Origin of the sequence: Segatella bryantii (assembly GCF_022024215.1) — a bacterium.
In the GTDB taxonomy this organism is placed as follows: domain Bacteria; phylum Bacteroidota; class Bacteroidia; order Bacteroidales; family Bacteroidaceae; genus Prevotella; species Prevotella bryantii.
The window spans coordinates 1361564-1377251 of the sequence record NZ_CP091798.1 but is presented as its reverse complement, the minus strand read 5'-3'; the positions used below and the strand labels follow the sequence as shown (position 1 = coordinate 1377251).

14 protein-coding genes are annotated in these 15688 nt (G+C 37.2%); 3 read left to right on the top strand and 11 right to left on the bottom strand.

The window, feature by feature from the left end:
- Nucleotides 1-46 precede the first annotated feature (46 nt).
- The gene (rpsA, locus tag L6471_RS09865) at nucleotides 47-1828 is read right to left on the bottom strand and encodes a 30S ribosomal protein S1 (protein WP_006283194.1); all 1782 of its coding nucleotides are present in this window, start codon (nucleotides 1826-1828) and stop codon (nucleotides 47-49) included.
- Between the two features lie 155 nt (nucleotides 1829-1983).
- On the opposite strand from rpsA, the gene L6471_RS09860 reads away from it, so the two are divergent.
- Nucleotides 1984-2355 (top strand): cupin domain-containing protein, encoded by a 372-nt coding sequence (locus L6471_RS09860; RefSeq protein ID WP_143067163.1) that lies wholly within the window; start codon nucleotides 1984-1986, stop codon nucleotides 2353-2355.
- Between the two features lie 46 nt (nucleotides 2356-2401).
- Here the strand turns inward: L6471_RS09860 and L6471_RS09855 are convergent, their stop codons facing one another.
- From L6471_RS09855 to dnaN, 6 genes are read right to left on the bottom strand one after another with little or no spacing between them, the layout of a single operon-like run.
- Nucleotides 2402-4075: a tetratricopeptide repeat protein gene (locus L6471_RS09855; protein WP_094448732.1), complete on the bottom strand. Its 1674-nt coding sequence runs from the start codon at nucleotides 4073-4075 to the stop codon at nucleotides 2402-2404.
- A gap of 15 nt (nucleotides 4076-4090) precedes the next feature.
- A complete protein-coding gene (recN, locus tag L6471_RS09850) occupies nucleotides 4091-5764 on the bottom strand; it encodes a DNA repair protein RecN (protein ID WP_027452851.1) in 1674 nt (557 codons plus the stop codon).
- 1 nt (nucleotide 5765) lies between these two features.
- Nucleotides 5766-6671, bottom strand: a complete 906-nt coding sequence (porD, locus tag L6471_RS09845) for a type IX secretion system protein PorD (RefSeq protein WP_027452850.1) — start codon at nucleotides 6669-6671, stop codon at nucleotides 5766-5768.
- 4 nt (nucleotides 6672-6675) lie between these two features.
- Nucleotides 6676-7875 carry a bifunctional phosphopantothenoylcysteine decarboxylase/phosphopantothenate--cysteine ligase CoaBC gene (gene coaBC / locus L6471_RS09840; RefSeq protein WP_006283199.1) on the bottom strand — a complete coding sequence of 400 codons (1200 nt, stop codon included), beginning with the start codon at nucleotides 7873-7875 and terminating at the stop codon, nucleotides 6676-6678.
- A 5-nt stretch (nucleotides 7876-7880) separates the two neighbouring features.
- Nucleotides 7881-8720 (bottom strand): 3'-5' exonuclease, encoded by an 840-nt coding sequence (locus L6471_RS09835; RefSeq protein ID WP_006283200.1) that lies wholly within the window; start codon nucleotides 8718-8720, stop codon nucleotides 7881-7883.
- 20 nt (nucleotides 8721-8740) lie between these two features.
- A complete protein-coding gene (gene dnaN, locus L6471_RS09830) occupies nucleotides 8741-9865 on the bottom strand; it encodes a DNA polymerase III subunit beta (RefSeq protein WP_006283201.1) in 1125 nt (374 codons plus the stop codon).
- Nucleotides 9866-10023: 158 nt separating this feature from the next.
- On the opposite strand from dnaN, the gene L6471_RS09825 reads away from it, so the two are divergent.
- Entirely contained in the window at nucleotides 10024-10419 is a 396-nt protein-coding gene (locus L6471_RS09825; protein WP_006283202.1) for a DUF3127 domain-containing protein, read from the top strand.
- 79 nt (nucleotides 10420-10498) lie between these two features.
- Here L6471_RS09825 and hisC read toward each other — a convergent pair whose 3' ends face one another.
- Genes hisC through hisG form a run of 3 tightly spaced genes read right to left on the bottom strand, consistent with a single transcriptional unit; the run spans nucleotide 10499 to nucleotide 13703 of the window.
- Complete coding sequence (gene hisC, locus L6471_RS09820) at nucleotides 10499-11536, bottom strand: histidinol-phosphate transaminase (RefSeq protein WP_006283203.1); 1038 nt, start codon at nucleotides 11534-11536, stop codon at nucleotides 10499-10501.
- Nucleotides 11537-11540: 4 nt separating this feature from the next.
- The gene (gene hisD / locus L6471_RS09815; RefSeq protein WP_027452846.1) at nucleotides 11541-12827 is read right to left on the bottom strand and encodes a histidinol dehydrogenase; all 1287 of its coding nucleotides are present in this window, start codon (nucleotides 12825-12827) and stop codon (nucleotides 11541-11543) included.
- A gap of 24 nt (nucleotides 12828-12851) precedes the next feature.
- Entirely contained in the window at nucleotides 12852-13703 is an 852-nt protein-coding gene (gene hisG, locus L6471_RS09810; RefSeq protein ID WP_006283205.1) for an ATP phosphoribosyltransferase, read from the bottom strand.
- 162 nt (nucleotides 13704-13865) lie between these two features.
- On the opposite strand from hisG, the gene L6471_RS09805 reads away from it, so the two are divergent.
- On the top strand, nucleotides 13866-15032 hold the full coding sequence (locus L6471_RS09805; protein WP_006283206.1) for an MltF family protein: 1167 nt from the start codon (nucleotides 13866-13868) through the stop codon (nucleotides 15030-15032).
- 22 nt (nucleotides 15033-15054) lie between these two features.
- Here L6471_RS09805 and L6471_RS09800 read toward each other — a convergent pair whose 3' ends face one another.
- A complete protein-coding gene (locus L6471_RS09800; protein WP_237797278.1) occupies nucleotides 15055-15681 on the bottom strand; it encodes a hypothetical protein in 627 nt (208 codons plus the stop codon).
- Nucleotides 15682-15688 lie beyond the last annotated feature (7 nt).

Here is a 15688-nt window from a genome sequence, read left to right as displayed (position 1 = left end):
AAAATGAACTCAACCTTTATTGTGTTATTTTGGAATAGCAATCAAATTACTTATTGTTCTTTTCCATTTCAGCTTTCAACTTAGCCAATGCATCGATATCACCGAGTGAAGTACCTGCAGCAACATTGTTGATAGCAGCAGCATCATTCTTGTGAGAAGGAGCATTGTTACGACGAGCTGGCTTAGCGAATTCTTCCTTACCCTCTTCGAAAGTACGGCTGTGTGAAAGGATGATACGCTTTGTCTCTTTAACAAACTCGATTACCTTGAATTCGAGCTCTTCACCGAGCTGAGCCTGTGAACCATCCTGCTTCTGAAGATGCTTTGGAGTAGCGAAGCCTTCACCACCTTCGTTCAAAGTGATAACAGCACCCTTATCCATCATCTCAGAAATCTTACCTGTGTGTACAGAACCTGGAGTATAGATTGCTTCATAAGCATCCCAAGGATTATCCTCAAGCTGCTTGTGACCGAGGCTCAAACGACGATTCTCTTTGTCGATGTCAAGAACAATTACATCGATTTCTGCACCTACCTGTGTGAACTCTGAAGGATGCTTAACTTTCTTAGTCCAAGAGAGGTCACTGATGTGGATCAAACCATCTACACCTTCTTCGAGCTCTACGAAGATACCAAAGTTAGTGAAGTTACGTACCTTAGCATTGTGCTTGCTACCTACAGGATATTTAGCTTCGATAGCCTCCCATGGATCTTCCTTAAGCTGCTTAATACCAAGGCTCATCTTACGCTCGTCACGGTCAAGTGTCAAGATAACAGCTTCTACTTCGTCACCTACCTTCATGAATTCCTGAGCTGAACGCAAGTGCTGGCTCCAAGACATTTCAGATACGTGGATAAGACCCTCAACTCCTGGCTGAATTTCAACGAATGCACCGTAGTCTGCCATAACAACAACCTTACCTTTAACGTGATCACCAACCTTAAGATTAGCATCAAGAGCATCCCATGGATGTGGGGTAAGCTGCTTGAGACCAAGAGCAATACGCTTCTTTTCTTCATCGAAGTCAAGGATAACAACCTTAATCTTCTGGTCGAGAGCTACAACCTCATGTGGATCGCTTACGCGGCCCCAAGAGAGGTCTGTGATATGGATAAGTCCGTCAACACCACCAAGGTCAACGAATACACCATAAGATGTGATATTCTTAACGGTACCTTCAAGGATTTGACCCTTTTCGAGCTTACCAATAATTTCCTTACGCTGTGCTTCCAACTCAGCTTCGATAAGAGCCTTGTGAGAAACAACTACATTACGGAACTCCTGGTTGATCTTAACAACCTTGAACTCCATAGTCTTACCTACAAATACATCGTAGTCACGGATTGGATGAACGTCGATTTGTGAACCTGGCAAGAATGCTTCGATACCAAATACATCAACAATCATACCACCCTTAGTGCGGCATTTGATGTAACCCTGGATAATCTCTTCATTCTCAAGAGCTTCATTAATCTTGTCCCAGCTCTTAGCAAGACGTGCCTTCTTATGAGAAAGTACGAGCTGACCTTTCTTGTCTTCTTGATCTTCAACGTAAACTTCTACTTTGTCGCCAATCTTGAGCTCAGGATTGTAACGGAACTCAGAAGCTGGAATGATACCATCGCTCTTGTAACCGATATTTACAATTACTTCTTTCTTGTCCAAAGCGATTACTGTACCCTCAACTACTTCATGCTCCTGAATCTTGTTAAGAGTTTCATCATAAGCCTTTTCGAGATCGGCTTTGCTTACGTTTGCTACAGATCCATTTTCAAACTCGTCCCAATTGAAATCTGCTAATGGCTGTACGTTCTTTAAATCTGACATAAAAATAAAAATTAATAATTAATAAAGTTAGACTTTATGTTTAGTCGGAGTCACTCATCGACTCCTACAGTTCAAAATCGGGTGCAAAATTACTATTTTTTTCTTGTTTTACCTAATTTTAGCGATAATTTTTTGATTTTCAGTCGAATAAATGTTTGAAATCACTTATTTTTGTAAGTGATATGAATAGGGAAATTTTATTTAGAAGCCTTTATGCCGTGGAGGGAACTATAACTTCTCATGGTTGTGGAATGAAACGTGTTTTGTTGTCAAATGAGGAAAGTGAGTCTGATTTAACGCAAATAGCCTTTACCACATTGAAGAAAGGGGAATTTGTCGAAACGCATGTTCATGCTACAATGGAAGAGTGTTTTCTTATACGTTCTGGTAGAATTAAATTGGTTGTAGGCAGTGATATAATCGTTTGTTTTCCAGGTGATTTTATACGTATACCTAGAGAAAAAAGTCATAGTTTGGAAGCCTTGGAAGAAAGCGCTTTCTTAACGATAGGGTGTGCGGTAGAATAATTAATTAAGGTCAGCAGAATAATTTGCTGACCTTAATTAATACTTATTATTTAAATTTCTTGATGTAACCATCTGCTCTTTTGTCACCTAACTGTTTTGCTTTCTCTAGGTTTGTAATACCTTCTGTCGTATTATTTGTTTGGCATAAAGCCAAACCGAGCAATAAATAGCCATCAGCATATTCCGGTGCTAATTCAATACAACGACGTGCAGATTTTATAGCTTCTTCTTCGCGGTGAACTCGTATGTCTAAACTAGCGAGTTCTGCGAAATAAGTTGGTTCGTTTGGGTTAAGGATAATTGCATGGCTAATATCTTGTAATGCCTGTTGCCATTGTCTAATCTGCATTTCACATTTGTATCTTGTATAGTAGAATTCATGGTTTGCGCGAAATAGCATTAAAGTGTCGTATTCATTGTAATCTTTAAGAGCTTCGCGATATTTACCCATTTCATCAAGTGCTTTTCCGCGTGCATATATATAAGGTGCAACCATCTGAGCATTCTGTACCGTATATGGGCGAGTGTATACATTAACAGCACTGTCTAATAAAGCAAATATTTCATTTTTCGGAGCATTTAGCATTCGTTTACTTTGAGCAGCTTCATAAAAAAGTTCACCACTCCTCATGTCACTTTTAGTTAATGCAATAAAAGATTCATATGCCTTTTGATATTTTTGTTGGCTAAAGATGATTTGCGCCATTAGGTGCTGGTATACAGGAAGGGCTTGAATCTTATAAGCTGTTTCCGCCTCTTCGTAGGCTTTATCAAGAGTCCACAGCTGATACTTTTCCGGAGAGTATATCGCTGTTTTGTAGATCATGGAAGAATAATTATAATGGGCTTCATCTTTTTTGCTTGATTTTTGTATCCCTGTTTGTAGAATCTTATCTGCTTCTGCATATTTGTTTTTAAGCATTAGATATTCAGCTTGTTCTTTATAGCCTTCTGATGATGTAGGAAATTTAGATATATATTCCTCTATATATTTTACAACATTATTTTCATTTCCCTTGTTTTTTGCCATGATAAGAGTGAACATGGCATCATCTTCAGTGTCTGGTAATTTTGTACGGATTTCTGTTTGTTTTAAGGCTGGGTCTAGACTAGAAATGCCATTTACTTTTAGGCTGTTTGTAAAACGTGCATCGATAGCATGTACATCGCTGTCGGTGTTGCTGTGGACTAAAAGACCTAATACTTTACCATCTGCAGTTACAAACGGACAAGAAATAGCATTTTCAGGAGCATTACTATTCATAATGTAGTAGTTGAACGTAGAATTAAATTTTTCTACTTTATCAACTTTTACTTCCTGGCATGCTGGTGTGTTAACTGCATATGGAACGAGCCATGCTTTTGTTCCAGCTTTGATATCAGCAGCTAGTGGGGCAGAAGATGTAAGTCCTTTAACTTTAATCTTGGCAACATTATATAATTCGTTAGCGCCAATGATATAGTCGACTTCAAGTTCTTTTCCGCGTGCATCATGTATTTTTGCGCTCGTAGCTCCAATGAATGGAGAAAAACTTGTGATGCCGGTACCTTCTCCATCAATGAATACTCCATGGTCATTAGCAAGGATGCTGCCATCAGATTTGAAGGTAGTAATTGTAAAAACGGCATTTGCAACCTTTTTGACAGGTCCAGGCTGAGCTTTGACTTCTGTCGAAGCCAATAGTAATAGGGATATAAAGGTTATTAAAACTTTCTTCATGTTTTATAATTGATTTTATTTTTTATTCAAAACAGGGCGTAATAACTCTTGAGCATTATTTATAGCAGCCTGAGAAATGTCGCTACCACTAAGCATCTGAGCTATTTCACGTACTCGTTCATCATTGTTTAATAATTGCATATGACTTACAGTTCCTTCTGGGGTTTCCTCTTTAGATACTTTATAGTGTGTACTACCCATAGCTGCAATTTGAGGTAAGTGTGTAATGCTAATAACCTGTCGATTATTATTGCCCATTTCCTGCATGATGACAGCCATTTTTTCTGCAATCTTTCCACTGACACCTGTGTCTATTTCATCGAAAATAATGGTAGGGAGTTTAACAGTGCCACTTATCATGGCTTTAAGTGATAACATGACACGAGCTATTTCACCACCACTTGCTACTTGGGTGACAGGCTGCATTGGTGTACTCTTGTTGGCACTGAAGAGAAAATTAATTTTATCAACACCATCAATGCTAAGATCTTTTTTTAATATTTCAACTTGAAATCTTACATTAGGAATACCTAGAGGTATTAATCTATTGCTCATTTCTTGTTCGACCTTTTTGGCTGCAATTAAACGCTTTTTGGTAAGGACAGCTGCTTTATTACGGCAAATCTGTTCTTGTTTATAGGTCTTTTCTTCAAGTTCTTTGAGCACGTCATCACTATTATCTATATTCTCAATTTGCTCTTTAAGCCGTTCTTGTATTTCAAGTAATTCGTCTATACTATTAACATGAAATTTTTGTTGTAGGGTATAGATACTGTCGAGTTTCGTATTTATTTCAACTTGATGTTGCGGGTCAAACTCGAAATTATCCATTTTGCTACTTATTTCTTGAGCAATATCCTTTAGTTCGATATAGCTACTATCTAGGCGTTGTACTAACTCTATGCCCTCTTCGTAAACATTTTCGATGTTATGAAGGTGTTGTGCCGCTAGTTTAAGATTCTCTATGATACCTCCCTCATCGCCCATAAGTAATTGGTCTGAAGAATATAAAGCACTTTTAATATCCTCTGCATGAGCTAATTGCTCACTTTCCTTTTCTAATTTTTCTTGATCGCCGGATTGCATCTTAACTTCACTTATTTCTTTCAGTTGAAAACGCAAAAAATCCTCGTTTCGTTTATTTTCTTCAATTTGTGCTCTAGTATCTTCTGTTTCTTTAACTAGTTCATGATATTTGTTAAATTCTTTTTTATATTCGTTTAATTCCTGTTCTGTCATACCGATAATATCGATGACATTCAACTGGAAATCTTCTTTTTGAAGAAGTAAGTTCTGGTGCTGGGAGTGTATATCAACTAGTGTTTCACCTAACTCACGCATCAATGTAAGTTGGACGGGGGTATCATTGATAAATGCGCGGCTTTTACCAGAAATAGTAAGTTCGCGACGGATAATCGTATCTTCCATATCCATCTCTATTTCATGGTTGGTAAAGAAACTTTCCATGTTGTATCTTGATAAGTCAAAATGAGCTTCGATAATACATTTGTCTCGTCCTTGTTTAATCGATTTACTGTCAGCTCGGTTGCCTAATAATAGACCGATAGCGCCAAGAATGATACTTTTACCTGCACCAGTTTCACCTGTGATGACAGAAAAGCCAGAGTTAAACTGAATATTAAGTTCATCTATAAGAGTGAAATTACGGATGTATAATTGTTTTAACATATTATTCTTTGATTTTTTGCCATGCGTTATTTTGAGAGGGATTGATATTGAAGAGAATATCGTACACCGATTCTTTTTCTTTCTGAGTAGCTTTACCTTTGTACATGCTTGCGATTTCATCTCTTTTGTAATCAGTCCATATTTGTGGAAGCATGCTCATAGGTTTATTATCTTTAGCTTGTTTTAATTCAGTTTCTATTCCATTAGTAATCTCCTTAAGTGCTTTTTCTGGACTATCTGCCATTTGATCTAAGCCTTTTCTATAGTAGGTATATTGAAATTTTCGGAATGGTGAAAAGCCATTGTCGAGATAATCATTGATGATTGCAAATCTATTACGATCATCTTTAAAAGATTCCCACCCAGCCCATGTAAAGGTTTGGCAATTATTGGCCAAGTTCATGCATTTTTGTAAAATGTCTTCACCTCCGTTAGGGGCAAAAGTGTCTAAATTAAGTCCTATTATAAGATAAGCATAGTATGCACATAAAGCTACTAGTTGGTTGTCTCTATTTTCTTCATTATATTCAAGCTGATCAAATTGCGCAAATTCGAAATCGAAATTCGGATCAGTGTTGTTGTAAATGGTAGTAGTATAAGTACTATTAAAAACAGGTCGGTTTGCCTGAATAATTGCTTTACATTTGAATGTATTACTCGTTTTGTCGTATTGTGTAATAGTAATGTTGAGATTACAATTTATACGCTCATTCTCGCGAAACTGCAGATTGGTCCATTGCCGATCGTTAATAAATCGGGTTAGAGTTTCCTGAAGATTATCAAAAACGGATGCATCTGTTCCTTCTATTTGAGCATGGTTAATGGTAATCTTCATGTTAAGTTCTTGTGCTTGAATCGAAAAAATGCCACAGAGTAGGGCAATTATTAGGGTACCGATCTTTTTCATATTATTACATGATTTTTTCAAGATAATCAACGATATCCTTAGCAACTTCTGTTTTCGGCTTTTTAGGATATTCTTTGATTTCCTCTCTTGAAATAATCGTTATCTGATTGTCATCCGTACGGAATGTTGTTCCTGCATTGCGTAATGAGTTGAGAACGATAAAATCTGCATTCTTTTTTTCTAGCTTTTTCTTGGCATTTATTTGTTCATTGTTAGTTTCAAGAGCAAAAGCAACAATTTTTTGATTTTTTTTAGCCTTTCCTAAAGCTGATGCAATATCATGGGTTGGTTTGAGAGATAGTGTCAGATTATCTTTTTCTCTCTTGATTTTTTTATCAGCAATTGTCTCAGGTCGGAAATCTGCTACAGCAGCGCAAAGGATAGCAACATCGCTCGTTGGAAATGCTCGAAGTGATTGTTCATGCATTTCGTCACAACTCTCTATATCAATGCGGTTTATAGAATCACTGCATAATCTGTTTACTGGGCCTGTAATCAGTGTAACATGAGCACCTCTTTTGGCACATTCTTCTGCTAGAGCAAATCCCATTTTACCGCTACTGTAATTACCAATGAATCGTACAGGGTCTATCTTTTCGTACGTAGGACCTGCTGTTATCATGATGTTACGTCCGTTAAGGGGTGAATTGGCATAGTACTGTTTGTCGAAATAATTATCTATAATTTCAACAATCTTATCTGGTTCTTCCATACGCCCTTTTCCCTCAAGGCCACTTGCTAAGAAACCACTTTCTGGCTGTATGATATGATTGCCATATCGTTCAAGTGTTGTTAGGTTTTCTTGTGTTGAAGGATGTTTAAACATATCTAGATCCATAGCTGGTGCTATAAAAACAGGCGCTTTCATGGATAAATATGTCGTAATTAGCATATTGTCTGCTATACCATTAGCCATTTTCCCAAGTGAGCTTGCGGTACAAGGTGCAATAATCATGGCATCAGCCCAAAGGCCTAAATCGACATGACTATTCCAAGTTCCATCGCGTTGTGAGAAAAATTCACTGATAACAGGTTTATGAGTAAGGGCAGAAAGAGTAATTGGAGTAATAAACTCCTTTCCTGAGGGGGTGATGACAACTTGAACTTCAGCACCCTTTTTGATAAGACCACGGATAATATAGCAGGCTTTGTATGCTGCTATACTACCCGTGATACCTAGGACTATATGTTTTCCTTTTAACATTCTGATTAAAAACTTTTTCCTTTGTTAAATTCTTGTAATCGGATTCTAGTTAATACTTGCTTGGTGTTGAGTGTGAAATCACTGCTTAACATCCAGCTATAATATCCAGGATCTCTATGAAGAACTTCTGCTACAGGTATGTCTTTATATTTACCAAAATTGAAGGTTTCTACTCGAAGCGTTTTGCCATTAGCATCAACAACATCTTTCCAAATTATTTTTCCAGCAAAATCTACATTATCGTTTTGTTTTGAGAATTCATGGAGTACATCCATATTGTTTGGAAGTTTCCTTTCTTCTTCCTCTTGCTTGTCAGGATCATACATATCGAGTTCCCCCTGCAATACGCGATAGGTTGCTTCTGTATCCTGATCTGCACGATGTGCCTCAAAGTCGTCTTCCATTTTATGGCCTGTATAGAACTTATAAGCTGCGGCTAGATTTCTTTTTTCCATTTTGTGGAAAATAGTTTGGGCGTCAATAAGTCTACATTTTGAAAAGTCAAAGTCTATTCCTGCTCTAAGAAACTCTTCACATAATAGCGGTATATCAAAACGATTAGAATTGAATCCAGCAAAATCGCATCCTTTGAAAATATCGGCAAGCTTTGTCCCTATTTCCTTAAAGGTCGGAGCATTTTTAACTTGCTCGTTTGTGATACCTGTTAAATCTGATACAAAAGCGGGTATAGGTTTTTCTGGATTTACAAGTTCATCACCACGTTTCTCTTCGCCATTAGGCATGACCTTTATATATGAGATTTGGATGATTCGATCATTGACCATGTCAAGACCCGTTGTTTCCAAATCAAAAATAATTAAAGGCTTTGTGAGATTTAATTTCATGTTTACTTATAGATTCTATATTAATCGTTAAGAAGCATTGGCATAATCAGCATGAGAACATCTTCGTTTTCTGGCTGAGTTGCTGGTACGATAATGCCAGCGCGGCTTGGATCAGCTAATTGAAGTACGACCTCTTCACTATCGATATTATTAAGTATTTCTAATAAAGAACTTCCTTTGAAGCCAATGCTCATAGGCTTATTGGTGTATTCGCAAGTAAGGTGTTCCTTAGCAGCTGTAGCGAAGTCTAAATCTTGTGAACTAACTTCTAACTTGCCCATTTCAAGGTGGAAGCGAACCAATTGACTACTTTCACTGGCAAAAGGAAGAACTCGGCGAATAGCGCTTAATAAACTTTTACGATCTATGGTAACATGATTAGGATTATCCTTTGGAATTACACTGTTATAGTTAGGGTAGCGTCCTTCAATAAGTCTACAGTTCAATGTCCCGTCAGTAAAGATAATTTCTGCATTTCTATCGTTAAATTTGATAGTTACATCACCATCATCTTTTGAGAGTACATTTTTAAGTAATGTAGCTGGCTTCTTAGGGAGGACAAATGAAGCAGGGATATCATTTTTGATAGTGAAGTTTTGGTTGCGAACCAATTTATGTCCATCGCTAGCTACAATAGATAGTGAATCTGGAGTTAAGTCAAAATAGATACCATTCATTACAGGGCGTAGCTCGTCGTTGGCTGTTGCAAATAAACTACGGTTAATATTATCAACTAGAATACTTGCTTCTGCTGTTATTTCAGTTGCGCCATCCTCTATATGCTGAACAGGTGGAAATTCTTCTGCGTTCTGTGCTGTAAAATTATACAAACCATTCTGATACAAAATCTTAATTGCAAAAGACTCTAGGTCTATATCAAAATTAAGAGGTTGTTCAGGAAGTTCTCTTACTGCGTCAAGTATAACATGATTAGGTATGCAAAAATCGCCAGTTCCTTCAACGTTTTCGATGGCTATAGTGGTTTGCATAACATTTTCACGATCACTAGCAGTGATAGTAAGCTGGTTGTCAGTAATGTGGAAGAGAAAGCTATCAAGAATAGCTAGCGAATTTTTGCTATTAATTACTTTTGATAGCGTGTTGAGTCGACTGCTTAAAGCAGTGCTAGATACTGTAAATTTCATATATTTCTTATTTTATTATTATTTTCCGTGTAGTTTTTTCATTTTACAAAAATACAAAAATTATTGTAAGCGAGGAAAAAACATCGCTAAATGTTTTTGTTTTTAATTCTATTTTAGTAATTTCGCAAATTGAAAAGAAATTATAAATCAAATTATAAATGGAATTACAAGGAAAAGTTATCGCCGTGCTTCCTGAGCGCAGTGGAGTTTCTGCCCGTGGAGAATGGAAATCACAGTCATTTGTCATTGAAACACATGAGCAGTACCCTAAGAAATTGGTCTTTGATGTTTTTGGTGCTGAACGTTTAGCTCAGTTCAATATTCAGAGTGGTGAAGAAATTTCGGTTAGTTTTGATATTGATGCTCATGAGTATAATGGAAGATGGTTTAATAACGTACGTGCTTGGAATGTAGTTCATATTGATCCAGCTGCAGCTCAAGCTGCTTCAATGGGTGCTCAGCCACAAGCAGCACCAGTAGGTGGTGCTCAAGCTCCATTTCCACCGGCTCCAGCTTCTTCAGAGAGTGGAAGTGCTGATGATCTCCCATTTTAAATAGTGGTGAAAAAAATAAAATCCAGTAAAATTAAATATTTTACTGGATTTATTTTGTAAAAGGAGCTCAATGCGAGTTTTACTTTAAATCTCTTAAAGCTGCGAGTAGCTCCTGATTTTCTGATTTGGATCCAATTGTAATTCGTAAGCAATTGCCACAAAGTTGAACTCTTGTTCTATTTCTAACAATAATACCTTTTTCTACTAAATAGTCGTAAATGGCTTGAGCATCTGTAACCTTGACCAAAAAGAAGTTAGAATCTGTTGGATAGATCTTTTCTGTAATAGTCAAATCTTTAAATGCATTCATTACACGTGAACGCTCAAGAAGTAATATCTTAACCCATTTTTCTACAGCAACAGGATCCTTGAGAGATTCGATGGCTTGCTTTTGTGTTAAAAGATTTATGTTATATGGGTATTTCACCTTATTAAATAAACTGATAATTTCTTGAGAAGCGAAAGCCATGCCTAGTCGAATAGCAGCACATCCCCAAGCTTTACTCATCGTGTTGAGTACAATCATGTTAGGGTGTTTGGCTAATTCTTCACGAAGTGGTTTTTCGGATGAAAAATCACTATAGGCCTCATCAATGATGACAATACCTTCGAACTTATTGAGCACTTCTTCAATAGCATTGCGATTAATTAAATTACCTGTAGGGTTATTTGGACTACATATCCAAATAATTTTTGTATTCTGATCGCATGCTGATAAAAGCTTTTCAGAGGTAATCTGAAAATTCTCATCTAAAAGTACAGGACGGTATTCTATATCGTTGACATCGGCACATACTTTATACATGCCATATGTTGGTTCAATAGCGACAACGTTGTCTATTCCTGGTCTGCAAAATATACGATAGGGGAGGTCTATAGCTTCGTCAGATCCGTTTCCGAGAAAAATATTTGCAATAGGTACACGCTTTATTTTGCTTAGTAGCGTTTTAACCTCTTCTTGAAGAGGATCTGGATATCTGTTAAAAGGTGCATTATATGGATTTTCGTTAGCATCAAGAAAAACATGCGCTACATGACCATTATACTCATTTCTTGCTGATGAGTATGGTGCTAGATTCCATATGTTTTCTCTGCAGAGTTCTTGTAATTTTTTCATGATTCTACTTCTTGAGTGATTGAATACGTACACGCATTGCATTTGCGTGAGCTTCTAATTGTTCGCCTTCAGCCATACATACTACGGCTTTACCAATACTTCTGATTCCATCTTCTGTAAGATGTTGGAAAGTAACCTTGCGGTTGTAGGTGTCTAAATTTACACCACTATAGGCAAGTGCATACTGGTGAGTAGGCAACGTGTGGTTAGTACCACTTGCATAGTCTCCTGCACTTTCGCATGCATATTTTCCCATGAACACGCTGCCGGCATTGATGACCTTATTAGCTAACTCTTCGTAATTATCTGTTGCCAAAATTAAGTGCTCTGGTGCATATGTATTACTCAAGTCGATTGCTTCTTGTGAATCGTGAACTAATACTAATTGTGAGTTTTCCAGCGTTTTGGCAGCAATTTCACATCGAGGCAATTGGGCTAATTGTACATTAACCTCATCTTTTACCTTATTCAGCATGTCTTCAGAAGTTGTAATTAGGATGACTTGTGAATCAATGCCATGTTCTGCTTGTGAAAGCAAGTCTGCTGCAACAAAAGTAGGATTGCTATTTTCGTCAGCTATGACGCATACTTCAGATGGGCCCGCAGGCATATCAATAGCAACTTCGTGCAATGAAACTTGTTGCTTCGCTGCCATAACATATTGATTGCCAGGTCCAAAAATTTTGTATACTTTAGGAATACTTTCGGTACCATATGCCATGGCTCCAATAGCTTGTACGCCACCACATTTGAAAATTTTATTAACTCCAGCGATTTTAGCGGCAACTAATATTGCAGGATTTAACTTGCCTTCGCTGTTAGGAGGCGAGCATAGAACAATATCTTTGCATCCTGCAATTTTTGCAGGAGTGGCTAGCATCAAAACAGTTGAGAATAAAGGTGCAGTACCTCCCGGGATATAAAGACCTACCTTTTCGATAGGAACACTTTTTTGCCAGCAGGTGACCCCTTTTACTGTTTCAATCTTGCTTCCGGTAAATTTTTGGGCTTCATGAAATGCTGCGATGTTATGATGGGCAAGCTCTATAGAATGTCGAAGTTCTGATGATACGAGCTGTTCAGCCTCCTTGATCTCTTCTTCTGTAACAGCAAGATGGTCAAGATGGGCATGGTCGAACTTCTCTTCGTAACGCTTTACGGCTGCATCGCCATGGTTTTTTACATCGCCAAGCACTGCCTCTACAGTTGTATTTAACTGAGAAAGGTCTAAGTGAGGGCGTTTCACGATTTCCTTCCAATCTTCCTTTGCAGGATACTTAATAATGTTCATTTTTTCTTTTTTATATTGCTAGTGTTACAATATCATCTTTTCAATAGGGCTTACTAATATGCCCTGAGCACCGAGTTCTTTGAGTCGGTTAATGATTTCCCAAAAACGTTTTTCATCTAAAACGGTATGGATTGAGCACCAGTTGGTGTCAGCTAATGGGATAATAGTTGGACTTTTGATACCCGGTAGTACTTCTGTGATGGCTTCAATTTTGTCTTTAGGTGCATTCATCATGACATACTTCTTGTCGAGTGCAGAGCGTACAGCTTCGAAACGGAATAACATTTCGTTAAGAATTTGATGTTTCTCATCATCCATTTTCCAATTGCCAATGAGAACGGCTTCGCTTTTCATGACGGTTTCAACCTCAGCAAGGTTGTTGCTGACAAGAGTACTGCCACTACTTACAATATCGAAGATACCATCAGCTAAGCCAATTCCTGGGCTAATTTCTACGCTGCCTGTGATGACATGAATGTCGGCATTAATGCCGTTTTTATTCATGTAATTCTTGAGAATGTTAGGATAAGAAGTTGCAATTTTTTTGCCATTGAACCATTCTACACCGTTATATTTTATTTCTTTAGGGATGGCTAGTGACAAGCGACATTTGCTAAACCCTAGACGTTCAATAACTTGAGCATTTTCATGTCGCTCAACAAACTCATTCTCGCCAACAATACCGATATCAGCTACACCACTAGCTACACTCTGAGGTATATCATCATCACGAAGGTAAAGTACCTCTAGAGGGAAATTAGATGATTGTACGAGAAGTGTACGCTTAGAGGCGCTCACTTTAATGTCTGCTTCTTTAAGCAGATTCATGGTGTCTTCAAAAAGACGACCTTTTGACTGAACAGCTATTCGTAACATAAGTATTATTTAAAAAAACACTGCAAAAGTACACTTTTTGACTCGAATTACCAAGAAAAGTACTACTTTTGTAGTCGAAATCAAATAATCAAGGAAATTTAAAGTACTAAAAAATTGGAATTTGTTCGAATTTGCATTTTATTTCTTTTAATTGCTTTCTTTTTGACAGGATGTAGCCCAAAGAAACAACAAGTTGAAACTCCTTGGGGTACAACACTCAATGAGGATTCTATTTCTGAAGACACAGGCTATAATCTAGATGATATCGTTTCAAATGGAGAAATGATTATGTTGACGGTTTCGGGACCTGAAACTTATTATGATTATCACGGCCATGGCATGGGGCTTCATTATATGCTTTGTGAAAAATTTGCACAAAGCTTAGGGGTATCATTACGAGTAGAGCAGTGTAGGGATGTAAAGGATATGATTCAGAAACTAAAGCAGGGGAAGGGGGATATTATCGCTTATCCTCTTTCTCTTCAAGAGCAAAAAGGTTTGCTGGCTTGTGGTATGCAAGTAGATTCTGCTAAGACATCATGGGTAGTTGCTCCGGATAATAAGCAACTAGCTGATACTTTAAATCACTGGTTTAAACCTCAGATGATTGATGAGATGCGTAAAGAGGAAAATTATCTTCTTAGTGTTAAAAGTATAAAGCGTCATGTGTATTCTCCATTTCTTAATAGTAGTAAAGGTATTATTTCGAAATACGACCGTTATTTTCAGACTTTCGCCCCAATGGCTAGAATGGATTGGAAACTAATGGCAGCTCAGTGTTATCAAGAGAGTTGTTTTGATCCTCAAGCTAGATCTTGGGCAGGGGCATGTGGATTAATGCAGATTATGCCTGCAACGGCAGAACATTTAGGATTGCCAAAAGATCGTATATTTGATCCAGAAATGAATATAGCGGGTGCTGCAAGATATATTAATGAACTTTTGTTACACTTTAAAGACGTAGATCCAAGTCAAAGAATTTGGTTTGCTATTGCTAGCTATAATGGTGGTAGTAGACATATTCGAGATGCAATGGCATTAACTCGCAAATATGGCAGAAATCCTAATAATTTTGTTGAGGTTGCAGAGTATATTCTGAAATTACAATCACCAGCATTTTATCACGATCCTGTAGTTAAATATGGCTATATGCGTGGAAGTGAAACCTATGATTATGTAAATAGAATTCGTCAGCGATGGATGCTGTATCGTGGCGGAAAAACTGATATGGGATTTTCTGGAGGAGGAAGTGGTATTAATGGTATGACTATTAGTCCAGTTCCTAGTGTACCTCAGAGAGCTAAACATAAATATCGTTTTCATGTGTAATCATGAAAACGATATTTATGTTTTATATAAAAAATCTTATATAACTACGATCATCAAAACTTTTGTTTCCTGGCATTAACCCTTTTGTTGCAATAAATGTTCTGATATTTTGTGGATCATTTTTTAATTGCTGCTCCAATAGGCTTTCACTTTCTTTTAGCGTGTTCTTTAAAAATGGATAGCCGTCGCTAGCAAGTACGATTTGATGTGAATTTACAGTTGATACTATTTTAATGTTATTCTCACAAATAGGAAAGCCATCAATAACGGAATAGTGCTTGTTTTGTCCTTCTAACATTGCTTGGATAAGATCTGGTTCAATAACTTCCCTTGCTTTTTGTGGTGTTAATCCACTTTTTATCAATTGAACACGTTTTTGGGCAATCCGATTTTCGTAAGGCTTATCGTTGTTGTATAATTGATTGTCCACTAGACATTGGCAATCACCAATCATCCAAATCTCTTTGCGATAGTTATTATAAATAATAGCGCTGGCTGTAGCTCTTTCTTCGGGATGTAAAGTCAATTTTTTGATATCCAATTGATTGTGAAAATATTGGCTTGCTATAAAGTCAGTAATTTCCTTACAGAATTCTGGGCATGAAATATTGGCTGGTATTTTTTGAAGACATTGACTAATCAATATCATACAATAC